The sequence below is a fragment of the Marivirga atlantica genome (assembly GCF_016734805.1).
GTDB classification, from domain to species: Bacteria; Bacteroidota; Bacteroidia; order Cytophagales; family Cyclobacteriaceae; genus Marivirga; species Marivirga atlantica.
The window spans coordinates 1,146,471-1,172,271 of record NZ_JAERQG010000001.1; the positions used below are offsets into that span (position 1 = coordinate 1,146,471).

Sequence of the window (25,801 nt, forward strand, 5' to 3'; positions counted from 1 at the left end):
GGAGTTATGGAAAATACAACAAACAATCAGTACAAGGTAATTTTATATTACTGCTATTCAGAAATTGAAAAACCAGATGAGTTCAGAGATCAGCATCATCTGCTATGTTTAGACCTTAACTTAAGAGGCAGAATCATTATAGCTTCAGAAGGTTTAAACGGTACAGTATCAGGTTCAGCGAAGGAAGTAGATGAGTACATGAAAACGGTAAAATCTGATCCGAGATTTGCTGATATTGAGTTTAAGGAAGAATTGGTTCCAGATCATACCTTCAAGAAACTACATGTTCGCGTGAAGGATGAAATTGTCCATTCAAGCTTGAAAGAAATTGATCCCACCAAAAAAACAGGGGCTTACGTAGAGCCTGATCAGCTCAGGGAAATGATTAAGAATCAGGATGATTTTGTAATCCTGGATGTACGTTCGAATTACGAACATAAGCTCGGTAAGTTTAAGAATGCTGTAACTTTGGATATCGATAATTTCAGGGATTTCCCTGATAAAATCAATGAGCTGGAGCAGTATAAAGGAAAGAAAATAGTGACCTATTGCACCGGAGGCATTAAATGTGAGAAAGCTAGTGCATACCTTTTGGAGCAAGGTTTTGATAATGTTCATCAGCTACATGGTGGTATAATAAAATACGGACTGGAAGCCGAAGGAGAAGATTTTGAGGGTAAATGCTATGTGTTTGACAGTAGACTAGCAGTTGACGTGAACAAAGTGAATCCTAAGGTAGTTTCAAAATGTTATGTATGTGATGAACCTTCTGATAGAATGGTAAATTGCGCTAACCCTACTTGTAATATTCATGTGCCAATATGTGAGGCTTGTGGGGAAGAAATGGAAGGTGCTTGCTCTGTTGAATGTAAAGAGCATCCTGAAAAAAGACCTTATGACGGCACAGGCTACTATCAGAAAGAGTCAAATGGCTATAACCCGTATAAAGGATTTCAAAGAAGAAATCTTTTAAAAGAAAAGAAAAACCAGGCAACAACTTAATCCTATGCAACCAAAATATCCTGAGTCCGAATTAATCCTGAATAAAGATGGATCTGTTTATCACTTGAGTTTAAGGCCTCAGGATATTTCTGATATTATCCTCACCGTGGGTGATCCCAGTCGTGTGCATAAGGTAAGTCAGTATTTTGATGAGGTTACTTTTGAAATGAATAAGCGTGAGTTTATCACGCATACCGGCTTATACAAAGGACGGAAAATAACTGTAATGTCTACAGGTATGGGTACCGATAATGTCGAAATCATGATGACTGAGCTTGATATCATTACTAATATCAACTTGAAAAAGCGAGAGAACAAATCTCGTAAAAAGTCATTGAAGATAATTCGCATAGGTACTTCCGGAGCTCTACAAGAAGATGTTCCTTTAGATTCTTTGCTTGTTTCGCAATATGCGATAGGTCTTGATACCTTAATGTATTTCTACAATCTGAACCGAACTGAAGCCGAAGAAAATGTAGAGGCAGCTTTACAATTAGAGGCTGAATTACCCTTCAGACCTTATTGCGTTGAAGGTTCGTCTAAATTATTTAAGCATTTCTCAACCGATACAGGAGTGGGAAATACTGTAACTTGTCCTGGGTTTTATGCGCCTCAAGGCCGTGAAATGAGGATACCTATTCGCTATCCTAATATTGTAGATAAACTTGCTGAATTTCATTACGGTGATTTATGGCTCACCAATTTTGAGATGGAAACAGCTGGTTATTATGCATTAGGGCGCTTATACGGACATGAGGTCATAAGTTGTAATGCAATTATTGCAAATAGGGCTACAAAGGAATTCTCTAAACATGCAGATAAAACCATCGATAATCTTATCAAATATGTATTAGATAAGGCGGTTGAACTAGATTAGTTTAACATAATCAAGCGGTGTTATTATAGCACAACTGTTTATCGAAATCCATTGTTTCTGAATTAATTATACTTTAAATTAATTGGGATACACGGATTATATGACTAACGTTTTTCGCATAATTTGCTTCCTATCTATTAGCTTCAGAATGTTTGCGCAAGAGCCTTACGAGCAGATGCGCTTCAATAGCTATTCCGTTGATGACGGCCTTTCACAAAATATAGTCGAAGCTATTTTACAAGATAGCGAGGGTTTTATGTGGTTTGGTACCCAGGATGGTCTCAACCGCTTCGATGGAGGCAATTTCAGAACATACTACTTTAAAATTGACGATTCCACAAGCTTAAGCAATAATTATGTAAAGGTATTGTATGAGGATCCAAAAGGTAATATTTGGGTTGGTACATATGGTGGCGGACTGAATAAGTTTGATAGAAAAGAGACTTTTGTTAGGTATACTGCGGAATCACAGAAAGCTAACGGAATCAATGATAATGTTGTATACAACATTGTTCAAACAGATGAAAATACGCTTTGGATGGGTACCAAAAGTGGTCTCAATCAAATGAATATTAGAGAAGAATCATTCAGCCATTATACAGCTGAAAAGGACAAGGGTGATTTAGTGAATAATGTAGTTTATGCTTTGATTAAAGCTGAGGAAGCCAATAAACTATGGGTAGGTACTCGCAACGGACTTGACCTTTTTGATATTAAAACAAAAACCACCACGCATTTTCCAAAGGTTAAACAAGATGGTGCATCCATTGATGTGCGCGATCTTTACTTGGACGACAATGGTACTTTATGGATTGCTACTAAGGGTGATGGTGTTTTTTTCAAAGAAAGAATGGACAATACTTTTCATCATATTAAGCTTAGCACTGATGATGAAGATCCTGTTTATGCCCGTAAAATTTATCCTGGTGATAATAGCTCCGTATGGATAGGCACATTTGGTGAAGGTCTTTTCTACGTAAATAGTGATAAAGAGGTAGAATTTACTTTTAAACAAAGCAATAAAATTTCTACGCTTTCAGAAGATAGAGTTGTTGCCATGTATAAAGATGAAGCCTCAAATTACTGGGTTGGTACTCATGGAGGAGGCTTGAATTATTTTAATCTTGAAGCTAATAAATTCAAGCATTACACAGCTAGAAAAGATGAACCTAATACACTTTCGCATTCAGCCGTAAACTATATTTATGAAGATAAGGGTGGCCAGATATATGTGGCGACTGATGCTGGTATAGACATCATAACTAACGACAGCGACAAATCAGGGAATTTAAAGTTTAAGAATATAATTGGAAGTGCTTCTGAAAAACTTGATGACAGAGGATGGCTCCTTTATGAAGATAGTGAAAATACATTATGGGTTGGTCTCTGGAATTATGGATTGTCAAAATATGATAGAAAAACAGGGAAGCTGACATCTTATACGCACGATCCTGATGATAAAAGCTCAATAGGTTCAAACTATATTGAATCAATTGAGGAAGATGAAATTGGCAATCTTTGGATTGGATTAATAGGTGGAGGTTTAGATTACTATGATAAGCAATCGGGAACTTTTAAACATTACGTGAATGATAAGGATAACCCCTCCAGCCTTTCAAACAATAGAGTGCATGCAATAACCTATGACAGCAAAGGAAGACTCTGGGTTGGTACTGATTTCGGATTGAATCTTTATGATCCATCAACGGATGGTTTTAAACACTTCCAATATAATGCTGATGACAGTCTAAGCCTGAATTATGACATTGTAAGGGTTTTATATATGGACTCTAACGGAACTATGTGGATAGGAACTGGAGGAGGAGGTATTTCGAAAATGGTAGAAACTGACGATGGGGATATTCGTTTCCAGCATTTTACAACATCGGATGGATTGCCTAATAATAATATTGCTGCTATTGTGGAGGATGATGATCACAAATTATGGATCACCACTTTTCAAGGTATGGCAAGCTTCAACCCTATAACAGAAGAATTCAGGAGCTATTCCACAAATGATGGGTTGCAAGGTCAGGAATTTATAAGGAGATCTGCATTTAAAAGCAGTGACGGAAGAATCTTCATGGGAGGATATAACGGGCTAAATGTTTTTCATCCATCTAATATCCAAGATGCTACTTATGAACCAGATGTACGTCTTGTTGGGGTAGACATTTTCAATAACAAGAAAACCAAAAAACGGCTAGATTTCCATGAGGATACAATTCTACTCAAGCACAATGATTATCTAATTTCCTTTGAAGTGGCAGCAACTGACTATACTTCCGTTAACGACAATCGTTATGCCTACAGGCTGGTAGGTTTTGACAATGAATGGGTGGATAATAAGAATAGAAGACATTTTTCATATACCAATTTACCTGCAGGGGACTACAAATTACAGGTTAGGGCTACTAATAGTGATGGAGTTTGGTCACCAAACACCATGAGTGTCTCCTTAAGTGTGATTCCTCCGTTTTGGCAAACCCTTTGGTTCCAGGTTTTTGTGGTGCTGCTTGGTGGGCTTGTTATATTCGGCTACATAAGGTGGAGAATTTACAATCTGCGCAAGTCAAAACAGAAACTCAAAACCTTAGTAGGTGAAAGAACTAAAGAAATTGAACAGGTTAATCAAAGGCTTCTTAAAAACCAATCACTTGTAAATGAGCAAAAAGACCAGATAAGTTTACAGCATGAGGAAATTATGAAGCAAAATAAAATCATTCAAAAGCAGAATGATGAATTAAAGCTTGCTAACATCCAACTTGAGCAAACGGTAAAGTCAAGAACTAAGGAGTTAAGGGAAACTAACCGTGAGCTATTCGCTTCTAATCACGAGCTTGATACTTTTTTCTACAGAGCAGCACATGATTTAAAAGGCCCGGTTTCTACCATTCTTGGACTTACATATTTAGCTTTAAAAGATGGTCCGGATAAACAAATGCATGAGTACTTAAGAAAGATGGATGATACCGCTAAGCGTATGTCTGAAATTCTTTTTAACCTGCAAAAAATTAATAAGATTAAGCATACAAATGCTGAAATATCTGAGTTTAGGCTAATGGATGTAATTCATCAAGCATTAAAGGATAATATTCCTGATAATGAGCAAATTGAGCAATTCATAAACTGTGATTACTACGGGGTTGAGGATGATACACTGATAAAGTGTGATTTCATCTTGCTTAAAATAATTTTCTCCAACTTATTCAGCAATGCCTTGAAGTTTAGCAAACCAGGAGAGAAAACTAAGGTGAATATCCAGTTTAGAAGTAACGAACAATCCAAAACCTATAGGATTGTTTTTGAGGATTTTGGGGTAGGAATTCCTGAGGAGTTTCGCGATAAAGTTTTCGATATGTTCTTTATTGCCAATGATAGAAATCCCGGTACAGGTTTAGGACTTTACAGTACTAAAATGGCTGTTAAAAAGCTAGGAGGCAGCATAATTGTGGATCCTTCATTTGAATCAAGCTCTGCATTTCTTGTGCAAATTCCTTTTCCTGCAGTAGTAGAAGAAGTTGAGGAAACCGTTTAATCTTCCTTACTCCAGATTTTTTCGGCCTGTTTACCAACTACCCAGAAGGAAATGGCAATGAGAGCAAAAAATAGGGCTTTGTGCATGCTATCCCAGAAGTACTCAAAGTAGCGCGTGTAAAGGTTAAGGAATACAAATACGATCCCAGTATTTTTAAGCCAATTATCTTCTTGTTTAATACCAACCACTATTGCAGCAATACTAGCTATCAACAATATGAGGCTGTAGAACCATAATTGATATTGTCTTATTTCCATCCAGTCATTATAGTCAGAATAGTTTCCAGAAATTGAAAGTAGCCACAAAGATACAAAGCTGAATACCAGCAGAAAGCTGTAGGTGTAATGGTAGAAAGGATCGAGTTTGGATTTGAGTAGTCTGCATATACCTAGTAACACTGCACTAAATAAAGTAAAGCGCATGATAATATTCATGCCTAGAAACATATCTGATGCATTTGCATATTGAACAGTGATTGCGCCATAGGCTATAATCAATGCTATTAGGCCAAATAGCCAGTACATCTCCTTCTTTCTATAAAAGGCAATTCCTAAATAGATTGCTGAGGCTATTAAAATTAAAAATCCCGGATTGCTCTCTGCGCCTATCATGAAAGCCAAAAAGCCAATCGTGATGGAAAAACTAATAGCTGCTAATAAGGCAAACAGTTCTTTGCTATACTTATTTGTGGCAATTTTACCTCTTGTATAACGAATATCAAGCAGATAGAATGCAGCCGTTATAAGTGCAAAAGCGATTGATTTTACCGTATAAGAAGTCTCAATAATTGCATCAATCAATTGCAATAATTCTTTATCTGCAAAAATACTTAGTACGGCAATTACAAGACTAACCAATGCAAAGATGAAAGCATAGAAAGCAAGACTTTTCCAATTGAAGGACTTCTCCTGCAAAGTATTGTTCAGCTTTTTAGAAAGAGATTCGTCAATTAAACCTTTTTCCTTCCAATGCGAAAGAGCCTTAACAATAGTTTCTTTATCCTTTTTCCCAACCTTCATAATAAGCTAAGTTATTAATTCTTGTCTTTTTTCGTGCCTGCGTAAAGCTCATATTCTAAGAGTCTGCACTCTATTTTTGCATTTAGGAAGGGGATTCTTCTTTTTGTTCGTAACCCTACTCTTTTCGCTAGCTTTAGATTTCCTGTAAAAATATAGCCTGTTTTACCTTTACACTCTTGCTTAAAGAAGTCGCCAATTTGAGCATATAAATTTGCCAGCTCAGTTTCTTCCCCTAAACGCTCGCCATATTCGGGGTTAAGAAAGACTATTCCTTCTCCTTCAGGAATTTCAGTATCTCTAAAGTCACACTTTTTAAAGGTGATAAAATCCTTTACTCCTGCAAAGTCTGCATTTTTCTCAGCGGCTTGTATCGCCAAACGGCTATGATCGGTGGCAATGATTTCCTTTTTAGGTTTAGTTTCTTTTTCTTTAGCTGCTTTCTTCATTTGATCAAAAGCCTCCAGATCAAAACCTTTCAAATAGTGAAAGCCAAACTTTTCTCTAAACTGCCCGGGAGCAATGTTGGCAGCCATTAAAGCAGCTTCAATGGCTAAAGTTCCTGAGCCACACATAGGGTTGATGAATGCCTGATCAGCTTTCCAATTACTTTCCATAATGGTGGCGGCTGCTAAAGCTTCCATCATTGGAGCTTTCCCGGGAATTTTACGGTAGCCATGCTTACTAATGGTTTCTCCGGAAGTATCTAAGTAAATACTGGCCTGCTCATCCATCCAATGAAGGAAAACCACCATCTGGTCACGGAGAGGTCCTGAATCTGGTCGATTGCCAGTTTGATCCTTTATTCTGTCAACAATAGCATCTTTAACACGAACATTTGCAAACTGCGTATTGAGGATTTTTTCATTATTCACATAGGAGGTTACGCATAAGTAGCCTTCTTCATACAAATGTTCTTCCCATTTTACCTGATATAATTGTTGGTATAACTGGTCAGGATTTTTACATCTGAAACTTTTTAGTTGGTATAAAACCTTATTGGCTGTTCTTAAATGAAGATTTAAAAACATACAGTCTTCGTAAGTTCCGTTAATAGAAACTTCCAAAGGACCTTCATTAGCTATTTTGTAACCGAGCTGTTCCAGCTCTTTTCTTAAAATGGGTGCCATGTGTGGAGGACACGGCATTACTATTTTTGATTGCTGCATAAGCTGCAAATTTAAACAATTTTATGAGGCCTTTCGATTCAAAAAGCTTTTGACTTATATTCGCATTCTCATTTCAACAAAAATATAATTTTTATGAAGCAGTGGTTTTTATGTAAGGTGAAGTATCAGAAAGAAGATGAAAATGGCAGACTAAAATCTGTAACCGAGCCCTATTTGGTTGATGCTGTTTCTTTTACAGAAGCTGAAACCCGCATTTATGAAGAAATGGGTGAGCGTGTTCGTGGTGAATTTATGATTACAGGCATAAGTAAGAGCAAAATTATTGATGTTTTTAACTATGAAGATATCGACATTTGGTTCAAATGCAAGGTGGTTTATTATGTAGCCGAAGAAAGCGGAAAAGAAAAGAAAATAGTAAATCAAATGATTGTTACAGCGCATAATGTGAAGGAAGCCTACGATCGCATTTATGAAAGTCTTAACAATATGCTGGTTAGTTTCCAGGTGCCTGAAGTAATTGAAAGCCCAATAATTGAAGTATTTAATTATGCTGGTGAGGTAACGCCTGAGGAGGAAGAAGAAATATTAGATAATTAACAATTGTCAATTATCATTTGAGAATAGATCAAATTAGTACTAAAACTTATAGAACGGAAGTCTGATAAGCTTATAGTCTACATGCTTATCAGGTTGAGGTTTTGTCTTACTTTAAGCTATGCTGAGTGTCTATTTTTCTTAGGTAAAGGTCTGTAAGCGTAATAGTGCAGAACTTCTTCTAGTGCTATTTTCATAGCCCTATTAATGGGTACAATGGTATTGGCTAATCTGAAGTCGATACGTGTTAATTTCATGTAGTAAGCTGTAAAAATTGGAATGGAAAGTCCCTCATTAATTGCAGCTTCTGCTTTTTGGAACTCTTCTGCCTGTGATTCTTTGATTTGGCGACAGCTTACCATTTTTAATTGATTAAGTTTATCTCGCCTGGCTCCATAACCAAATAAACGACAAATTAAGCCGCGGTACGCGTAGTCTGAACACTTTCCGTTATTGCTGCTCACAATGCTTAGTGGTTGGTATAAAAGGCAAATTCCGCTTTTATCATTTTCTAACTTTTCAAGATATTCCGCTGACTGACCATTAATAAAAACCTGAAAGGCCCAAGGAAGAAACTCCAAGGTTGATGCATTAATATCCGGCTTATTGCAACATTTTCCACAGCCTGTTAAACAGCTTAATTGAGTTACATCCCTAAACTGATTGATTTCATCTTGTAAAGTGTTGAACAACTGTTCTACAGCTTTTACTTTGCGTACGATTGACATTCTGGCCGCAAAAGTACGCTTAAAACTAATCGCTGATTTCGGAGAGAATTAATTTATTTTTATCTCTCTTTCATTTATTTCCTTCTCGGTCAATTCAAGAATATTCACATCCATACTTAATGAGGCAAGAGGTGCATCTAAAGAATCTGTTTCAACTTTGCCCAAAGCATCTAAAACATCAAGCCCTTTAACAACCTGACCAAAAATCATATAATCACCATCAAGACGCGGAAGTCCTTTTTTATTGTGCACAATATAGAATTGACAAATGGCTGAATTCTTATCAGAATTCATGTCTCTACCTATGCCTACTGCTCCATATACGTGCTTTAGTGAATCATTAAATTCTGGAGCTATGAGGTATTCAGGATCATTAAAGCCCTCTGGCGTATCAGGACAGCCACCCTGAATTACAAAATTTTCTATCACTCTATTAAAGGTTAGTGTGTCCCAATAATTAGCTTTTGCCAAACGTATAAAGGCAGCTTTATGATTAGTTGCTTTATCAGACATGGTGAAAATCATTTCACCTTTTGGAGTGATGATTTGGCCTAGCTTATAAGTTTTTACTTCTTTCTTTTTAGTTGAGCAAGAAATTAAGATTATAGTTATGAGTAATAAAGTGATTCTTTTCATCAGAGTAAGATAGCGCATTTCCATCTTTAAGAAAAATGGTTTTTGACTGAGTTCGAGCGGAAGTCGGACTGTTTGTTTTTATAAGTTAAAAACTTCATTCTAGTAAAAAAAATCATCCTATGACTTTGAGTCATAGGATGATCAGTTTAGCTTTTTGAAAAAGTTTGGATTGTGGCTTTACCCATAAACTCTTTTTACTTTTTCATCCCAGGCACGTTCTCTGGTTTTTTAGTTTGCCATAAGAATTTCTCAGCTTTTTTCTCAACAGGAGCTACTTCATCAAGTGTATTCGCATTATACACTCTACCATTTTTAACCACATGAGATAAAGTATTTGAGTTTCTGATATTATCCAATGGATTTTTCTCCATGATTAATAGGTCGGCAATTTTACCTTCTTCCACACTGCCTAAATCACTTTCCAGACCCAAAGCTTCAGCGCCTAGTATGGTGGCTGTTCTTAAAGCATCCATATTACTCATGCCACCACTGGCCATTGACCAAAGCTCCCAATGGTAACCTAAACCTTGAAGCTGTCCGTGGGAACCTACTCCAGCCAAGGCGCCTTCTTCCACCAATCGCTTCATATTTTCGGCATGACGAGGGAATACGTGCTCTTCCTCCATAAACCAGGCACCTCTTCTACGAGACTTACCAGCTAATTCCTCATAAGGAGTGAAGTATTGTAATTTTTCATCGTGGTAAGGGTCTTCAGTTGCGTAATAAAATTCTTCAGCCCAAGGCCCACCATATGATACCAATAAAGTTGGCGTAACTGCCATTTTTGATTCAGCAATTGTTTTAATAGCATCACCATAAATTGGTGCAATAGGTAAAGCATGCTCATGTCCTGGGTAGCCGTCCAATAGTTGGGTCATGTTCAATTTGTAATCTAAACCACCTTCGGTAGTAGGCATCAATTCTAATTCTTTTGCAGCCATGATTACCCACTGACGCATCTGTCTGTTACCAACCAAATACATTTTAATGTACTTGGTATTATAGTACTCGCTGTATTGTTTCAATATATCTTTAGCGTGATCTAACGACTTAATCTTGTAAGCCCAATAACCAACACCAGGGCCAGTGCTATACACTCTTGGGCCGTGAATCATGCCCGCATCTACCATGTCAGAGTAAGTTAATACATCGGTAGTAGCTGTTTGCGGATCGCGAGTTGTGGTAACACCATATGCTAAGTTGGCTGAATAAATCCAAACCTGATTTTTATGAACACCCCAGTTAGGCCACATATGTGCGTGAGTATCTACAAAACCCGGTGTAATGGTTTTTCCTGAAGCGTCAATAGTTTTTGTTCCTTTCGGGATTTCTAAAGTGCCGGATTCACCAACTGCTTTGATGCGATTGTTTTCTATTAAAAGATCACCTTTTTCAATAGTACCTGCATCGGACATGGTAATGATACGGGCGCCCTTTAATAACACAGTGCCATCTGGTATATCTCTGGTGTAAGGAACTTTAATCTTTAATTCAGTAGCCTTAAATTCTGCTTCTTCTTTCTTTTTGTTATCACTTTCCTCTGCCTTGGCTTCAGCCTTTTCTTCTTCTCCGCCATCTTCATCATCTTCTTTTACCTCTTCCTCATCCTTTTTGTCTTCTTTTTTCTTTTTTGCTTCAGCTTTTTTGGCTGCTGCTACGCTGTCAGCATAGGCTTTACCTTCCGCTACGTCATAAATGAAATGACTGGCTCCTAATGACCAATGCACATCATTGCTATTACCAGCCCATGCAGGAAATTCACCTCCCATAATGGTTAATTTCATAGCCGGGAATGCCGCACTTTCAGGACTTGCCACAGAAATAGATGGTGTTTGGCCATACTTCGGAATAGTAACAGAATAGATGTCATTATTGATTTTCGCTAGTGCGGTTGTGCCATCTGGCGAAATTCTTATTTCAGAAGGCTTAGAAGCTTTGTTATTCTCTCTCCATGCTGACTCTGAGTCAGGAAGTATATCAAGGTTATGACTTCCATCATGTGCATGTATCATGTCTATGGATGATCCATAAGTGGTAATACCTGTTAATTTCAGATGTGCTTTCTCATCTGTACCATCCCAACGGATAGATATTAAACCTTTTGAGCCATGGTTCAGATAGATTCTGTCTTCGTTCTTGGTGAAATGAGGAGTGTTTCTTCCTTCAGCTTTGTCTATAAGAACAACTTTTCCACCATCAGAAGAGATGTAGCATAAATCTTCCATCATTAGAGAACCGAAAGGATCAATAGCATCCTTATAAACCTGGTTGGCTCCTCTGTTAAATGCGATTCTATTTTTAGTGTATGACCATTCAGGATCAATGTAAAGTGCAGGTTCCTGGGTTAATTTAACTTGTTTCCCCTTTCCGTTTGCATTAATTTTATACAAGTGTCCACCTTCTTTTTCTTCCCATGTGGTGAAGACTAGCTGCGATCCATCTGGTGACCAGGTCGGCATGGCCTCTGTGAAATCATTTTTTGTTAATCTTTTAGGTTCACCATCTGGTAAATCCATCACATATAATCTGTTTAAAGCAGTGAAGGCTAGTTTGCTACCATCTGGTGAAGGTACCGCATCTCTTATTTGAGTAACGAAAGCTTCTTTTTCATCAGAAATAGGATACTCGAATTTTAGCCTTGGTCCTAATTCAAGTTTTAGATCAACTTCAAAAGGTATTTCATTAGCACCACTTCCATCAATGGCAATTTTATAGATTTTCCCTCCGTAACTGGCAATTAAATGCTGACTGTCAGGAGTAAATGACATGGCTGGGTAAACACCTAATGGAGCGATAGATTCTTGCTCATCTCTTTGAACGGGATAGGCTAACCATTCTTCATCTCCTGTTTTAATATTTCTTTTTACCAGACCAGTTTCAGTTTCAAATCTGGTGCCATAAACTAACCATTTACCATCAGGTGAAATAGTTGGCGTAAAGGCTGATCCATATCGGGAGGTAATAGTGGCCACATCACCATCTTTCATGTCATAAGTGCCGATCTGATATTGAGGGAATTGTGCATTATAATTCCAGGCACTTCTTCTTCTTGAGAAATACACCAAGTTTCCGTCAGGGCTAATTGCCGGGTCAATAGCCTTTAAGTTTTCAGGCTTATCTATTAGCTGTGCACCACTGCCACCATCTTTGTGGTAAATATGTAGTTTGATATTTCTACGACCTTTGGCACCTATAATGTACTCACCATCGGGTGTCCATTCAGCAGAGAAAAAATTCTGATTATTATCCTTAGTGATTTGTTTTTGTTCCTTGCTTTCAAGCTCCATTGTCCAGATGTTGTCTGAACCGCTTTTGTCTGAAACAAATACAATTGACTTACCATCAGGGCTAAATCGTGGATGGACGTCATAAGGCATTCCTTCTGTTAATTTGGTGGCTGTTCCACCAGCAATAGGCATGCTGTAAATATCTCCCATCATGTCAAAAACGATGGTTTTGCCATCAGGACTGACATCAACAGAAAGCCATGTACCTTCTTTGGTATTGAATTCGATTGTCCTTTCTGGCTCTAAGGGAAGTTCCTTAGTAGCCTTTTTAGTGCTGTCAGCTTCTTCTTTTTTAGCATCTTCATCCTGAGCGAAGGCCGAAATGCCAAAGCATAATGATAGCACCAAACAGAGTAGTATTGGTTTAATCTTGGTCATATATTGAAAGTTAAATTTTTAGCTTTTGTAATATAACCAATAATTAAGCTTAGCTGGAAATACTTTTACAAGAGTGGTTAGTACCTAAAAAAACAAGAAATAAACAATGATAAAGGTGCTTATAATTGTAACGAAGAAACTAATTAGGCTTGATTTATACTGGTGAATATAATAAGTGGATAGCATCAGTATCAAATTATCCTCTGGCGATTCAATGTTCCCATCTTCTGAGAAGGTTTTTGTATTGCATTTGGCAATCAACTGTCCATCCTTCATCAGGATCTTATCTTTATAAACATATATTTCATTATTGTAAACAATTCTTGCTACGGAGCTGAACTGCTCAAAATAAATTTCCGCAATAACGCTAAAGTCTTTCGTGTCTATCCAAAGTACTTTCTGTCCAAATCCTTGCGGCTCTATTGAATAGGTTTGTCCTTTAATAAGTACGCTCGAGTTGGTACTAAAAGAGCCAAAATTGAAAACGCCCACTTGCTCGCTGTTCTGAAATAGCTTTGTAGAACTACTGAAAGTGGGCTTTTGCCAAAATAGATAAGTCATGGTTGATAGTTTTTTACTAGCTCAATATACTATCTTATTACCTTTTCAGGAAACACAACCATTGATTCACTTCCGTTGGCTGCTACTGCTGCTACACCGAAGTAATAATTGTCTATTACAATTCCTTCTAAAGTATGCTGGTTTACTTTACCAACATATCTGAAATTATCCCATGTGGGTGAAGTAGTTAAGCGCCAGTAAATCTTATAACCCACAATGTTGTCATCTTCTACTTTATCCCACTCCAACTTAGCAGAAGGCTCAACCACACCGCCTATACCAACATTCTTTGGTGCAGGTGGTGCCCAAGCCAGGTTAGCCATACTGATAACATTTACAGCGGTAAGCTTTTTTGCATAGCCAAAGTTAACACCTGAAAGCACATCTCCATACTCAATACCATCCTCCGTTCTAATATCTTGATGTTGCCTATTGTAGTTTTCGTGGGCTTCCATTATGCGAACACCTGCAAAGCCTAAATCATTAAATGGTTTATGGTGACCACCTCTGCCAAACCTGTCCAATCTGTAGATCATCATAGGATTCATTTCAGGCATATAGGTTTTAGTTTGCTTATGTATATAGCGAGCCAATTGCCTTGAAATCCCATCCACTTCACCACCATAATATCTTCTCAAAGTTCTATCTCTTTCCGTTTCTGTAGGTGGTACAGGTTCTGAAAAAATTCTGAACGTGCGGTTGTCAATCACTCCATCTACACCTTCAATATTACCAATCATGTCATTATTGAGCACTCCAATAATGTTCCACTCATTTTCCTGAGCATACTTAGCTAGTCCAGATCCACCAAATAAACCTTGCTCTTCGCCCGAAAGTCCTACATAAACTAAGCTATGCTTGAATTTATATTTGGAAAGTACTCTGGCTGCCTCGATGGCTCCCGCCATGCCGCTTGCATTGTCATTGGCACCCGGAGCATCAGTGGTATAATCCATGGTATTACTGGCACGAGAATCTATATCACCAGACATGATGATATAATTGTTAGGATAATCCGTTCCTTTTTGAATAGCTACAACATTTACAACCCAGGCATCTTTTGGTACGCGAGAATTACCTTCTTTGGTAACGAAATCTTTTTGATAGAAAACTTCCAGGCAATTGTCACAGTCAGCGGATATTTTCTCAAACTCTGATTTTATCCATCTGCGGGCAGCCCCAATGCCTCTTTTGTCAGAAACTGTATCTGAAAAAGTATTTCTTGTACCGAAACTCACCAGCTTGGTAATATCTTTTTCTAATCGCTCAGCCGAAACTGATTCTATTAAATCATAAACCCGGGTGTCTATTTGAGGAGGTTCGTTTTGAGTGGTTTGTGCTAAAAGTGAAATGCTAAATAGGCAAATAAACAATACTGGTAGTAATAGCTTTTTCATAGTTATTTAAATGATTGAATTTTAATTTACTCTACTTAAAGTGAATTTATAACCAATTTGTTATAGGCGGGTAAATCGTAGTTTGACCATTTCATCTAATTATTCCCTAGCTTTGAGCTATTCAAATTTAAAAATGGAACAACCTAATAATCCTTTACACGGTATTACATTAAAGGCAATCCTTAATTTTCTGGTTGATAAGTATGGTTGGGAAGAGCTCGGATCAAGGATTAATATTCGATGTTTTAATTATGAACCTTCCATCAATTCAAGTTTAAAGTTTTTGAGAAAAACCCCCTGGGCCAGAGAAAAAGTTGAGAAACTTTATTTAAAATCTTTGAAGTGATCAAATTATAATGACCTTTAGCAAAACTGATTCATATGAATAACAATCTGGCAGTATTAATTGATGGTGACAATATATCATCAGCACCTGTGAAAGAAATGATGGAGGAAATCGCCAAATATGGTAATCCGACAATCAAGCGAATTTACGGAGATTGGACTAAGCCCAATTTGAGTAAATGGAAAGCTGTTTTATTAGAAAATGCCATTACACCTATTCAACAATATAGCTATACCACCGGTAAAAATGCCACTGATTCAGCTATGATTATTGATGCCATGGATATTCTTTATTCAGAAAAGGTAAATGGCTTCTGCCTGGTTTCGAGTGATAGTGATTTTACAAAGCTTGCTACCAGGCTAAGAGAGGCAGGTATGCAGGTGATTGGAATAGGTGAGAAGAAAACGCCAAGTCCGTTTATTGTAGCCTGCGATCGGTTTATTTATGTAGAAATTCTTAAAAGCACTCAAAAGAAGGAGTCTGGCGAGTCTCAGGTGAATAGCGAGAAGGATGCCATTGAAAAGATTACTCAAAAAGAAATTAATTTAATAGCTGCTACAGTTGCCGATGTTTCTGATGATGATGGATGGGCCTTTCTGGGAGATGTAGGTAGTTTGCTCCAAAAGAAACAGCCCAATTTTGACGCAAGAAATTATGGTTTCGAGAAACTCACTCCTTTAATAAAAGCCACAGGTAAATTCGATATTGAACAGCGTGATAATCCTAAAAGTAATAGCAAACTAATTTTTGTAAAACGTAAAGAAAATCAGAAAAGAAAAAGATAAGAAGGAGTCAGCTTTCATTTGAAAGACTTATTTTGGACAGGATTAATAGTGTCACAAAACCTCTGTTTAATTGAAAACAATAAAGAAATTCCTTAATGCTTTAAGCTATTTGCAATATCCGCTCATGCTTTTAGGCTTATTTTTTATATACAAACCACTTTTTCTAGGTTTTGAGAACCTCATCGATAATTATAATAATGGTCTGATCATTATGGGAGTTGCCATTAGTTTTTCCACTTTACAAGACACTACTAAAACTCAGAATAAACTGTCATTATGGGTTTTTCAAAGTGAAAAAAGGGCTAGGTTTTTCCTGATTTGGATAGCAATATTGGTTCTGTTTTTTATCATAAGTGGAGCTGTAGGGTACTTTCTTAGTCCTTTTAAAGAATGGAATGAGCTATCAATAGGGCTTATGGTTTTCGGAATAGGCGTAATGGGCTTACTTAAGGCTGCTAATGAAATGTCAGAAAATCATAGAATAGCCAAGAGCAACTAAAACTTTCACTAACACTACTCTTTTCCATCAAATGGGCTGTCATAAAAAGTGATATTGATTACCTTTGCCCAAATTTTCGATACAAAGTAAAATGCATAGAACACATAACTGCGGGGAATTAAGACTTCAAAATAAAGGAGAAAAAGTAATATTATCTGGTTGGGTACAGCGCGTAAGGGACAAAGGAGGCATGCTCTGGGTTGATCTGCGTGATAGATATGGAATTACTCAGCTTATTTTTCAGGAAGGTCAAACTTCGGAAGATCTTTTAGAGAAGGCGCGTAAACTGGGTAGAGAGTTCGTGATAAAGGCTGAGGGTGAAGTTACCGAGCGTTACGCCAAAAATGATAAAATGCCTACTGGCGATATTGAAATAGTAGTTGAAAACCTTACTGTTTTAAATGCGGCAAAAACACCTCCCTTTACTATTGAAGATGATACCGATGGCGGAGAAGAGCTTCGTATGCAATACAGGTATCTGGATTTAAGAAGAAATGCAGTTCGTGAAAAACTTCAGCTAAGGCACAAGTTGATGCAGGCGACCAGAAGGTATATGGATCAACAAAACTTCTTGGAAGTTGAAACGCCTGTTTTAATTAAATCTACTCCTGAAGGTGCTCGTGACTTTGTTGTTCCTTCCAGAGTGCACGATGGCGAATTTTATGCCTTGCCTCAATCACCGCAAACTTTCAAGCAGCTATTGATGGTTTCCGGTTTCGATAAATACTTCCAAATAGTTAAATGCTTTAGAGATGAAGATTTACGAGCAGATAGACAGCCAGAATTTACCCAGATAGATTGTGAAATGTCATTCGTGGAGCAGGAAGATGTGTTGAATACTTTCGAAGGCATGATGAAATTCCTTTTCAAAGAAGTAAAAGGAGTTGATCTGATTGATTTTGAAAGAATGACCTACGCTGAAGCAATGAGGCTATATGGTTCCGATAAACCTGACCTAAGATTCGGGATGCCTTTTATTGATATTTCTGACCTTACGAAAGGTAAAGGCTTTAATGTTTTTGAGCAATCGGAAGTAGTTTTAGCGATAAATGCTGAGGGTTGTGCCGATTACACACGTAAGCAGTTAGATGCATTAACTGATTTCGTGAAGCGTCCTCAAATTGGTGCCAAAGGTTTGGTTTATGTGAAATGCAATGAAGATGGTTCAATCAAGTCTTCTGTTGACAAATTCTATAACCAGGATGATTTAAAAGCATGGGCAGAACAAGCCAATGCCAAACCAGGAGATTTACTTCTAGTGCTTAGCGGTGATTTAGATCATACCAGAAAATGCATGAATGAATTACGCCTTAAAATGGGGTCTGATCTGGGCTTAAGAGATAAAAATACCTACAAACCACTTTGGGTAGTGGATTTCCCTCTTCTTGAATGGGATGAAGATACTAAGCGTTTCCATGCTATGCACCATCCTTTTACAAGTCCTAAACCTGAGGATGAGGCTTTAATTGAAACCGATCCGGGTAAGGTGCGAGCCAATGCTTACGATATGGTGATCAATGGTGTTGAAATTGGTGGAGGAAGTATTAGAATACATGACCGTGAATTACAATCAAAAATGTTTAAAGCATTAGGGTTTACTCCTGAAGAAGCACAAAAGCAATTTGGATTCTTACTTGATGCTTTTGAATATGGAGCACCTCCACATGGTGGTGTAGCATTCGGCTTCGATAGACTTTGTGCCATGTTTGGTGGTTCAGATTCTATTAGAGATTATATTGCATTTCCTAAAAATAATGCCGGTAGAGATGTTATGATTGATTCACCGGCCACAATTTCTGAAGAACAACTGAAAGAGCTACATATAGCAGTAAATAAAAAATAAGTGATACAACATACCTACATAGAGCTTTTCGGATTACAGCTGATGGATCCGCTTACTTTCGTTACCGATGTAATGATGTCGGTTGTAGCTTTTTACTGTGGTCATAAATTGTTTTATGACCATAAATTAAAGTATGCTAAATATGCTGGTATGTTTTTCCTTTTTTTAGGAATATCTTCTTTTATTGGAGGGAGCAGTCATTTATTGGAGCATTATTTTGGTAAAGTGCCTCATCTCGTGGCATGGACTGTTCAAGGCATCAGCATCCTTTTTGTAGAGCTAGCAAGTATCAGAGTAATAAAGCAGGCTAAATTGAAAAATCTATTGAGGATGTTTGTCTATGCCTTTTTTGGTGTGTTCATCTCGCAATTATTGAATATTCAACATTTTAATGTAGTGAAAATAAATACCACAGTAGGGTTAATCGGCTTTACAACAGTGATACACATTGTTAGTTATTTCCTTAATAAGGAAAAGGTATTTTTGAAAGTGCCAATGGCTATTTGTCTTTTTCTTTTGCCTGCCATAATCCATGGATTAGGAATTGCTTTTAATGCGTGGTTTAATCAGAATGTGTTGAGTCATCTTGTACTTCTACCATGTTATTTCCTCTTGTATAAAGGCTTCGATGCAGTTGCCAAGTATTTAGCTACATCCAAAACTCTGCAAGCACAGCAATTATAGCAGCTCCTCCCGCTACCAATAATTTATTGTAGCTAAGTTTATGATTTGGGCTACTTTCAAAAAATATGGTGGTGGAGATGTGTAGAAAGTTTCCTGACACTACTGCAAATAGTATGGCAAAGAAGTTTTCAGAAAAATAGCCTGCTTCATGAAAGATGTTACTGGATATAATACCAATAGGGCTCGCCAAACTAAAAATTGCCAATATTAAAATCGTTTTCCATTTAGCATGAATGTGGCAAGTGATTACAGACATTAAAGCAAAAGCAGCCGGTATTTTATGCATCAATATTCCTAAAAATACCGAATGATCTTGCCCATGATTGTGTAATGCTTGCGGATGAGCAAGTAAAGTTCCTTCAAGAAAAGCATGTGTGCAAAGCGCTATTAATAAACCTATCCACTGATTTGGCTTGTGGTTGTGTTCATTTTTATGTTGATGTAAATGGCCATGTTCAACGCCCTCTGAGAAGTATTCAATGATAACCTGCAGAAAAAAGCCCAGTAAAACATAAATGCCTAAATGGGGTACACTGCTCTGGTGTAAAAATAGATCAGGTAAGATATGGATTACTGTGATGGAAAAAAGATAAGAACCGGCAAAAACAAGACTCAGCTGGAAGTAGCTAGAGTTGAATTTAGGAACTATGAAAACGGCTAGTCCTCCTAATAATGTCAGTAAAAAAAGTGCAATAATTGATAACTCCATAAATGTACGTAAAGCTGCAAAAAGTAATTTACAATTTTTGGGTAATAAAAATCATTCTGTCAGATTGCTCCGGATGATAGGTTTCTAAACCATAGCTTCCAAAGGTATCTTTTAAGAGCAGATTTGCATTTCTAAAATAGTCTAAAAAATCCATTCGCCTAATGGCTTTAACCTTTTCCTGATAATGATAGGTTTCTCCCTCATCCTCGAACCGAATATCTTTTACGATATAAGTATCCTGAAAACTTCTATTAATGTGGAATTCTATTCCCTCTATCATTTTTATCTCCTCATCCACCAAATGATTAATCACCTTATACGGATTTAAGAAATCAAGTATGAAAAATCCACCATTTTTTAATGATGCAGCAATAGCAGAAATAGCTTTTTGGTTGTCAGCCTCATCTTCGAAGTAACCAATACTTGTAAAAAGGTTGAAAGCAAAGTCGTAATGAGCATTTCTGAAAGGCTCTCTCATATCATGCTCAAAGAAGTGCAAAGATTCGTTTTCGTGAACTCTTGCTGAACTGATATTGCTTTCGGAGAGATCAATTCCATCAACTTCAAAGCCTAAACTATTTAGAAAAATGGCATGCCGTCCCTTGCCACAAGCTACATCAAGCAGTTTATCATCTTTCTCAACTTTCAGGTGCTTTACCAAATGGTTGATGAAAAACTGCGCTTCGTTGTCATCACGGTTTTTATAAAGCACGTGGTAATAAGGTGAATTGAACCAATCCCCAAACCACTCTTTTCCCCATTTAGTCATTCACCTAAAATGATTTTATCCTTCAGATCCTCTGATACAAAGTTTTGTGTAGTGCCATTTTCATCTATATAGATAAAGTAAGCCTTTAACTGGGGTTGCTCTTTAAGAATTACTTTTGATTCTTGAAGGCCGAGCACCATGAACGCAGTCGACCAGGCATCAGCCTGCATACAGTCTGGAGCTAAAACTGTAGCAGAAATAATATCTCGCTGCACTGGGAAGCCAGTTCTCGGATCAATGGTGTGTCCGTAAGTCACGCCATCTTTTACAAAGAAATTCCTATAATTTCCTGATGTTGATACCGCCTGGTTTTTAAGTTTAACAATAGCGGCTCTGTCACTACCTCCTTTACCAGCTTGCGGGTTGTCTATTCCTATTGACCACGCCTCGTTTCTATCATTTACCCCCGCAGCTCTTACTTCACCACCTAATTCAATCATCACATTTTCAACTCCACCTCCAGTGATGTAATCAAATAAAACATCAATAGCATAACCCTGTGCTATGGCATTAAAATTAAGACCGATGTCATCAGTTTTTTTCCAGACTGCTTGCTCATTAAAGGCGATTTTATCGAAACCCACATGAGCTTTGATATTTTGAACAGTTGCGGTGTCCGGGAAATTACTTTCATCTTTGCCAAATCCCCATGCTTTGATCAAAGGGTAAATGGTAGGGTCAAATGCACCCTTAGAAGCTTCATAAACTTTTTGCGAAGCTTCAAGTACGGGGTAGAAGTAGTGAGTTTTAAAGTTTAAGCTATCAATCTCATCTTTATTGAAATAGCTTATTTCAGAATATTCTCTGTAGGTTGAAAGACTTTTATCAAAGGCTAATAAGAGCGAGTCTACCTCTTTTTTGAAGTTTCTTTTTTCTTCGTCTTGATAAGTTATGTTATAGCTAGTGCCCTGTGCTTTGCCTGTAATGAATGTATATGGAATGCTTTCTTCTTGAGCCTTATCGCTAGAATTGTTACGGTATAACCATACAGCACCAACAGCTACAATAAGCACTAGTGAATAGAGAGCATTTTTAATTCTGTTGTTCATAATATTAATTTACAACACGAAATTAAGTGATATGCTTTAGTTTTACGATCAGATTGTAATTTTTATAACAACTGATATTTCTACTGTTGTTTTTGTGACGAGTATTTGTCAATAAAATTTTAAATTGCAGCTAAATTCAATGTGATGAGAGAAGATTTTTTAAGTGGTGATGAGGAAAATTTAAGCTCTGCTGAAAGGGAATACGAAAAGGCCTTAAGGCCACTTTCTTTTGCGGATTTTACCGGACAGCAAAAAGTGCTGGACAACATCAAAGTATTTGTTCAGGCGGCTAAACTGCGTTCTGAACCACTTGATCATGTATTGTTACATGGCCCTCCGGGTTTAGGTAAAACTACGCTTTCACACATCATTGCTAATGAATTAAATACCAACATTAAAATCACTTCGGGTCCTGTTTTAGACAAGCCTGGTGATTTAGCAGGTTTGTTAACTAATCTTGAAGAAGGTGATGTTTTATTTATTGATGAAATTCACAGGCTGAATGCAGTAGTTGAAGAATATCTGTATTCTGCTATGGAGGATTACCGTATAGATATTATGCTTGATTCGGGCCCCAATGCTCGCTCAGTTCAAATTAGCTTAAATCCTTTTACATTAATTGGAGCCACTACCCGCTCTGGTTTACTAACATCACCCTTAAGAGCAAGATTTGGTATTAATGCCAGGCTTGAATATTATGATGCAGATTTATTAAAGCAAATTATTCAGCGTTCTGCTGACATATTAGACACACCTATGCTTGAAGATGCTTCCTTCGAGATTGCCAGAAGAAGTAGAGGGACGCCAAGAATTGCCAATATGCTCTTACGCAGAACCCGTGACTTTGCTCAGATCAAAGGGGATGGAACAATCACCAAAGAGATTTCAGAGATTGCGCTAAATGCATTAGATGTTGATCAGCACGGGCTTGATGAGATGGATAACCGTATTTTAAGTACCATTATAGAAAAATTTAAAGGTGGTCCTGTAGGTTTAGGAACCATAGCTACAGCAGTAGGTGAGGAGGCAGATACTATTGAAGAAGTGTATGAGCCATTTCTTATTCAAGAAGGTTATTTGAAGCGTACGGCCAGAGGTAGGCAGGTAACGGAGTTAGCTTTTAAGCATTTAGGGATAGTTCCACCAGCAAGATCAGGTGACCTTTTTAGTTAATGCTAAACCTTGAAAGTAAGCATAGTAGTCAGGTAAAGGATATAGCTCAAAGACTCGGATTTGATTTTTGTGGTATCTCAAAAGCCGAATTTCTTGAAGAAGAGGCGCCACGATTAGAAGAGTGGCTCAACAGAAATTATCAGGGGAAAATGAGCTATATGGCCAACCACTTTGATAAAAGGCTTGATCCTACCAAGCTTGTGGAAGGCGCAAAATCAGTAGTCTCTCTTGTTTATAATTATTATCCTCAGAAAGAACTCAACTATTCTGACAACTACAAAATTGCCAAATATGCATATGGTAAAGACTATCACTTTGTCATCAAGGATAAGCTGAAAGAATTCTTATCGATAATTCAAGAAGAAATTGGTGAAGTAGGAGGTCGTGTATTTGTGGATTCTGCACCAGTGATGGAGCGCCAATGGGCTGCTAAAAGCGGCTTGGGCTGGCTAGGTAAAAACTCATTACTTCTGAATAAACAAATGGGAAGTTTTTTCTTCCTGGCCGAACTAATTATTGATATAGAGCTTAGTCCTGACGCTCCCACTAAGGATTACTGTGGTACTTGCACAAAATGTATAGATGCTTGCCCTACTGATGCTATTGTAGGCAATCAAGTCATAGATGCGTCCAAATGTATTTCTTATTTGACCATTGAACTCAAAGATGAGATTCCTTCAGAGTTCTCTGGGAAAATGGATGATTGGATGTTTGGTTGTGATATCTGCCAGGATGTTTGCCCCTGGAACAGGTTTTCAAAACCACATCAAGAAGCACAATTTAATCCCCACGATGAAATGTTGAACCTCGATAAACAAGGCTGGCAAGAGCTTACTAAGGAGGTATTTAATGAAATTTTCAGAAAGTCAGCGGTAAAGAGAACAAAGTACGAAGGGCTAAAAAGGAATATAAAGTTTATTGAGGATAAAATGTAAAGGCATAAAAAAAACCTCTCAGTTGAGAGGTTCCATAAAGTAGTTAGTTTATCTAAATATGTGCCAGATGTTTACTGAGCACATCACCGTGTTTAGAGGAAAAGGTTTGGTAGCACCACTCCTTTAAATTTTGCAGCTCGTTTTCTACTAGCAGAGCCATTGCTTTGACCAATTCCTTTTCAAATAGTCTTTTGTCAAAGCTTACCTTAGAAAGAATTGATTTTACGTAATCTAACATAACATTAAATGTTTAGGTTGTAGATTTATTAAAAAGAACTTACTTCGGATTTTTGAAGCAAAACAATATAGCTATTTTCTGCATAAATCCGAAATTATCCACTAATTTTGACGTTCATGAATCGACTAAAATTGCCTTTAACAACGGAGATAATGATGATTAGGTTGAGAGAATTGAGCTTATTTTTTTTGATTTTTTTCTTTTCTGCATTTACGTTGCAGGCACAAGATATTTCTATTGAATTGGGGCCAGACAATATAGCCCTTAATCAGGCTTTCACTATTACAATTAATGTACAAGGTGAGACCTTAAAGTCATACGATAAGTTTCCTGACATACCTGGTTTAGTTAAAAGAGGAACTTCAAGCAGCTCTTCAACAAACATATTTAATGGGCAGGTAAGCAGAAGCCAAAGTATTACCCAAACTTATGTAGCGGAAAAGGAAGGAGTTGTAAATATTGCGCCTTTTAATATTACAGTAAATGGTAAGCAGGTTAGCTCACCAGGGAAACAAGTGAAGGTTGGTCCGGCTCAACAACGTCAGCAGCAAAGAAGATACGATCCTTTTGGGTCGGATCCTTTTGAAGATTTCTTTGGAAGGCGAGATGAGCCCACTGAATTTATTGATTTGAAAGATGATGCTTTTCTGGCACTTACAACGGATAAAGATGAGGTTTATGTGGGAGAAGGTGTAAACGCCACATTAGCTTTTTATATTTCTGAGAAGAATAGGGCACCATTGCAGTTTCATGATTTAACCAATCAACTCACAGATATTCTTAAAGAAATCAGACCCAAAAATGTGTGGGAAGAGAATTTTAATATTGAAAACATCTCACCTGAGTCAGTTAATATCAACGGTGAGCGATTTACGGTTTACAAGGTTTTTCAGGCAAGTTTCTTTCCTTTAAATGCCGATGACATAGAGTTTCCTTCTGTTGGCTTAAAAATGATCAAGTATCAGGTAGCGAAACGTTCAAGCTTTTTCGGCCAAAGCAGAAAGGAAGGCTTTAAAACGTTCTATACAAAAGCCAAGAAAATAAAAGTAAAGCAGCTTCCTCCTCATCCACTTAAAGATCAGGTGGCTGTAGGTAATTACAGTTTGGAAGAAAACTTAAATAATCCCAATGTTAAAACGGGAGAAAGTTTTCAATACCAATTCCAAATAAAGGGTGTGGGTAATATCGCTTACATAAATGAACCAAATATTAAAACAGATAGTGATTTAGAAATATATCCTCCGAACTCTCAGGAAAGAATAGTAAGAAGTGGAACAACTGTAAAAGGCACGAAAACATTTAGCTATTATGTTTCGCCAAAAGAACCTGGAGCGTACAATTTGGGAGATTATTTCAACTTTGTTTTCTTTAACACACAGAAGAACAGATACGATACACTGAAATCGGATTATAAAATTAATGTGGTAGGTGAAAGCCTAAAAAACCAGGCCCTAGGTTCTTCAATGTCTCAAGGTTTATTTTATGAACGCTTCGAGGGTGAATCGAACGAATTAGTCAGTTTGTCTAAAAATCAATGGCTCCAACCATTAGTTAACATTATAATTGTGCTGGCTTTAGGTCTTACATTATTCATCTTGATTAAAAAGTCCTAAATTGCGCCACAATT

23 protein-coding genes are annotated in these 25,801 nt (G+C 37.3%); 12 read left to right on the top strand and 11 right to left on the bottom strand.

The features are described from left to right. Nucleotides 1-6: 6 nt before the first annotated feature. The 3 genes from trhO to JKP34_RS05200 all read left to right on the top strand — a co-directional run bounded on the left by trhO (nt 7) and on the right by JKP34_RS05200 (nt 5,417). A complete protein-coding gene (trhO, locus tag JKP34_RS05190) occupies nt 7-1,002 on the top strand; it encodes an oxygen-dependent tRNA uridine(34) hydroxylase TrhO (RefSeq protein ID WP_201918391.1) in 996 nt (331 codons plus the stop codon). 4 nt (nt 1,003-1,006) lie between these two features. Beyond that, a complete protein-coding gene (locus tag JKP34_RS05195) occupies nt 1,007-1,879 on the top strand; it encodes a nucleoside phosphorylase (protein WP_201918393.1) in 873 nt (290 codons plus the stop codon). Nucleotides 1,880-1,979: 100 nt separating this feature from the next. After that, complete coding sequence (locus JKP34_RS05200; RefSeq protein WP_201918395.1) at nt 1,980-5,417, top strand: sensor histidine kinase; 3,438 nt, start codon at nt 1,980-1,982, stop codon at nt 5,415-5,417. On the opposite strand, the gene JKP34_RS05205 is transcribed toward JKP34_RS05200, so the two are convergent. Beyond that, complete coding sequence (locus tag JKP34_RS05205) at nt 5,414-6,436, bottom strand: hypothetical protein (RefSeq protein WP_201918397.1); 1,023 nt, start codon at nt 6,434-6,436, stop codon at nt 5,414-5,416. The two genes, JKP34_RS05200 and JKP34_RS05205, sit on opposite strands and share 4 nt — an antisense overlap. 14 nt (nt 6,437-6,450) lie before the next feature. Next, a complete protein-coding gene (locus JKP34_RS05210) occupies nt 6,451-7,602 on the bottom strand; it encodes a THUMP domain-containing class I SAM-dependent RNA methyltransferase (protein WP_201918399.1) in 1,152 nt (383 codons plus the stop codon). A 93-nt stretch (nt 7,603-7,695) separates the two neighbouring features. Here JKP34_RS05210 and JKP34_RS05215 point away from each other — a divergent pair, with 93 nt between their 5' ends. Continuing rightward, nucleotides 7,696-8,160 carry a DUF4494 domain-containing protein gene (locus JKP34_RS05215; RefSeq protein WP_201918400.1) on the top strand — a complete coding sequence of 155 codons (465 nt, stop codon included), beginning with the start codon at nt 7,696-7,698 and terminating at the stop codon, nt 8,158-8,160. A 116-nt stretch (nt 8,161-8,276) separates the two neighbouring features. Here the strand turns inward: JKP34_RS05215 and JKP34_RS05220 are convergent, their stop codons facing one another. The 5 genes from JKP34_RS05220 to JKP34_RS05240 form a co-directional block, all read right to left on the bottom strand. Then, a complete protein-coding gene (locus JKP34_RS05220; protein WP_201918402.1) occupies nt 8,277-8,885 on the bottom strand; it encodes a YkgJ family cysteine cluster protein in 609 nt (202 codons plus the stop codon). Between the two features lie 48 nt (nt 8,886-8,933). After that, nucleotides 8,934-9,521, bottom strand: coding sequence for a peptidylprolyl isomerase (locus JKP34_RS05225; protein WP_201918404.1), 588 nt, complete (start codon nt 9,519-9,521; stop codon nt 8,934-8,936). Between the two features lie 194 nt (nt 9,522-9,715). Further along, nucleotides 9,716-13,186 carry an amidohydrolase family protein gene (locus tag JKP34_RS05230; protein WP_201918406.1) on the bottom strand — a complete coding sequence of 1,157 codons (3,471 nt, stop codon included), beginning with the start codon at nt 13,184-13,186 and terminating at the stop codon, nt 9,716-9,718. Between the two features lie 84 nt (nt 13,187-13,270). Continuing rightward, on the bottom strand, nt 13,271-13,747 hold the full coding sequence (locus JKP34_RS05235) for a hypothetical protein (RefSeq protein WP_201918408.1): 477 nt from the start codon (nt 13,745-13,747) through the stop codon (nt 13,271-13,273). Nucleotides 13,748-13,776: 29 nt separating this feature from the next. Further along, nucleotides 13,777-15,144 (bottom strand): M28 family peptidase, encoded by a 1,368-nt coding sequence (locus JKP34_RS05240; protein ID WP_201918410.1) that lies wholly within the window; start codon nt 15,142-15,144, stop codon nt 13,777-13,779. A 133-nt stretch (nt 15,145-15,277) separates the two neighbouring features. Between JKP34_RS05240 and JKP34_RS05245 the strand changes: the two genes are divergently transcribed. The 5 genes from JKP34_RS05245 (at nt 15,278) to JKP34_RS05265 (ending at nt 19,301) form a co-directional block, all read left to right on the top strand. After that, on the top strand, nt 15,278-15,490 hold the full coding sequence (locus tag JKP34_RS05245; RefSeq protein WP_201918412.1) for a VF530 family protein: 213 nt from the start codon (nt 15,278-15,280) through the stop codon (nt 15,488-15,490). Nucleotides 15,491-15,525: 35 nt separating this feature from the next. Next, a complete protein-coding gene (locus tag JKP34_RS05250; RefSeq protein WP_201918414.1) occupies nt 15,526-16,275 on the top strand; it encodes an NYN domain-containing protein in 750 nt (249 codons plus the stop codon). A 70-nt stretch (nt 16,276-16,345) separates the two neighbouring features. Continuing rightward, complete coding sequence (locus JKP34_RS05255; protein WP_236664894.1) at nt 16,346-16,774, top strand: hypothetical protein; 429 nt, start codon at nt 16,346-16,348, stop codon at nt 16,772-16,774. 91 nt (nt 16,775-16,865) lie between these two features. Further along, nucleotides 16,866-18,617, top strand: a complete 1,752-nt coding sequence (aspS, locus tag JKP34_RS05260) for an aspartate--tRNA ligase (protein ID WP_201918416.1) — start codon at nt 16,866-16,868, stop codon at nt 18,615-18,617. Then, nucleotides 18,618-19,301 carry a DUF6962 family protein gene (locus tag JKP34_RS05265; RefSeq protein ID WP_201918418.1) on the top strand — a complete coding sequence of 228 codons (684 nt, stop codon included), beginning with the start codon at nt 18,618-18,620 and terminating at the stop codon, nt 19,299-19,301. Here JKP34_RS05265 and JKP34_RS05270 read toward each other — a convergent pair. From JKP34_RS05270 to JKP34_RS05280, 3 genes are read right to left on the bottom strand one after another with little or no spacing between them, the layout of a single operon-like run. Next, the gene (locus tag JKP34_RS05270) at nt 19,267-20,010 is read right to left on the bottom strand and encodes a ZIP family metal transporter (protein ID WP_201918420.1); all 744 of its coding nucleotides are present in this window, start codon (nt 20,008-20,010) and stop codon (nt 19,267-19,269) included. The two genes, JKP34_RS05265 and JKP34_RS05270, sit on opposite strands and share 35 nt — an antisense overlap. A 28-nt stretch (nt 20,011-20,038) precedes the next feature. Beyond that, a complete protein-coding gene (locus tag JKP34_RS05275; RefSeq protein WP_201918422.1) occupies nt 20,039-20,779 on the bottom strand; it encodes a class I SAM-dependent methyltransferase in 741 nt (246 codons plus the stop codon). Next, a complete protein-coding gene (locus tag JKP34_RS05280) occupies nt 20,776-21,828 on the bottom strand; it encodes an FAD:protein FMN transferase (RefSeq protein ID WP_201918423.1) in 1,053 nt (350 codons plus the stop codon). Before JKP34_RS05280 ends, JKP34_RS05275 begins: the two co-directional genes overlap by 4 nt. Before the next feature lie 144 nt (nt 21,829-21,972). Here JKP34_RS05280 and ruvB point away from each other — a divergent pair, with 144 nt between their 5' ends. Next, nucleotides 21,973-23,001 (top strand): Holliday junction branch migration DNA helicase RuvB, encoded by a 1,029-nt coding sequence (gene ruvB, locus JKP34_RS05285; protein WP_201918425.1) that lies wholly within the window; start codon nt 21,973-21,975, stop codon nt 22,999-23,001. After that, nucleotides 23,001-23,936, top strand: coding sequence for a tRNA epoxyqueuosine(34) reductase QueG (queG, locus tag JKP34_RS05290; RefSeq protein WP_201918427.1), 936 nt, complete (start codon nt 23,001-23,003; stop codon nt 23,934-23,936). Before ruvB ends, queG begins: the two co-directional genes overlap by 1 nt. 52 nt (nt 23,937-23,988) lie before the next feature. Here the strand turns inward: queG and JKP34_RS05295 are convergent, their stop codons facing one another. After that, nucleotides 23,989-24,174: a hypothetical protein gene (locus tag JKP34_RS05295; protein WP_201918430.1), complete on the bottom strand. Its 186-nt coding sequence runs from the start codon at nt 24,172-24,174 to the stop codon at nt 23,989-23,991. 116 nt (nt 24,175-24,290) lie between these two features. On the opposite strand from JKP34_RS05295, the gene JKP34_RS05300 reads away from it, so the two are divergent. Then, on the top strand, nt 24,291-25,787 hold the full coding sequence (locus JKP34_RS05300; protein WP_236664895.1) for a BatD family protein: 1,497 nt from the start codon (nt 24,291-24,293) through the stop codon (nt 25,785-25,787). The last annotated feature ends 14 nt before the right edge of the window (nt 25,788-25,801 follow it).

Excerpts from the sequence above, each read along its gene's own strand:
- trhO (WP_201918391.1), top strand. The coding sequence starts at position 7 with ATGGAAAATACAACAAACAATCAGTACAAGGTAATTTTATATTACTGC.
- JKP34_RS05195 (WP_201918393.1), top strand. The coding sequence starts at position 1,007 with ATGCAACCAAAATATCCTGAGTCCGAATTAATCCTGAATAAAGATGGA.
- JKP34_RS05200 (WP_201918395.1), top strand. The coding sequence starts at position 1,980 with ATGACTAACGTTTTTCGCATAATTTGCTTCCTATCTATTAGCTTCAGA.
- JKP34_RS05205 (WP_201918397.1), bottom strand. The coding sequence starts at position 6,436 with ATGAAGGTTGGGAAAAAGGATAAAGAAACTATTGTTAAGGCTCTTTCG.
- JKP34_RS05210 (WP_201918399.1), bottom strand. The coding sequence starts at position 7,602 with ATGCAGCAATCAAAAATAGTAATGCCGTGTCCTCCACACATGGCACCC.
- JKP34_RS05215 (WP_201918400.1), top strand. The coding sequence starts at position 7,696 with ATGAAGCAGTGGTTTTTATGTAAGGTGAAGTATCAGAAAGAAGATGAA.
- JKP34_RS05220 (WP_201918402.1), bottom strand. The coding sequence starts at position 8,885 with ATGTCAATCGTACGCAAAGTAAAAGCTGTAGAACAGTTGTTCAACACT.
- JKP34_RS05225 (WP_201918404.1), bottom strand. The coding sequence starts at position 9,521 with ATGAAAAGAATCACTTTATTACTCATAACTATAATCTTAATTTCTTGC.
- JKP34_RS05230 (WP_201918406.1), bottom strand. The coding sequence starts at position 13,186 with ATGACCAAGATTAAACCAATACTACTCTGTTTGGTGCTATCATTATGC.
- JKP34_RS05235 (WP_201918408.1), bottom strand. The coding sequence starts at position 13,747 with ATGACTTATCTATTTTGGCAAAAGCCCACTTTCAGTAGTTCTACAAAG.
- JKP34_RS05240 (WP_201918410.1), bottom strand. The coding sequence starts at position 15,144 with ATGAAAAAGCTATTACTACCAGTATTGTTTATTTGCCTATTTAGCATT.
- JKP34_RS05245 (WP_201918412.1), top strand. The coding sequence starts at position 15,278 with ATGGAACAACCTAATAATCCTTTACACGGTATTACATTAAAGGCAATC.
- JKP34_RS05250 (WP_201918414.1), top strand. The coding sequence starts at position 15,526 with ATGAATAACAATCTGGCAGTATTAATTGATGGTGACAATATATCATCA.
- aspS (WP_201918416.1), top strand. The coding sequence starts at position 16,866 with ATGCATAGAACACATAACTGCGGGGAATTAAGACTTCAAAATAAAGGA.
- JKP34_RS05270 (WP_201918420.1), bottom strand. The coding sequence starts at position 20,010 with ATGGAGTTATCAATTATTGCACTTTTTTTACTGACATTATTAGGAGGA.
- JKP34_RS05275 (WP_201918422.1), bottom strand. The coding sequence starts at position 20,779 with ATGACTAAATGGGGAAAAGAGTGGTTTGGGGATTGGTTCAATTCACCT.
- JKP34_RS05280 (WP_201918423.1), bottom strand. The coding sequence starts at position 21,828 with ATGAACAACAGAATTAAAAATGCTCTCTATTCACTAGTGCTTATTGTA.
- ruvB (WP_201918425.1), top strand. The coding sequence starts at position 21,973 with ATGAGAGAAGATTTTTTAAGTGGTGATGAGGAAAATTTAAGCTCTGCT.
- queG (WP_201918427.1), top strand. The coding sequence starts at position 23,001 with ATGCTAAACCTTGAAAGTAAGCATAGTAGTCAGGTAAAGGATATAGCT.
- JKP34_RS05295 (WP_201918430.1), bottom strand. The coding sequence starts at position 24,174 with ATGTTAGATTACGTAAAATCAATTCTTTCTAAGGTAAGCTTTGACAAA.
- JKP34_RS05300 (WP_236664895.1), top strand. The coding sequence starts at position 24,291 with ATGAATCGACTAAAATTGCCTTTAACAACGGAGATAATGATGATTAGG.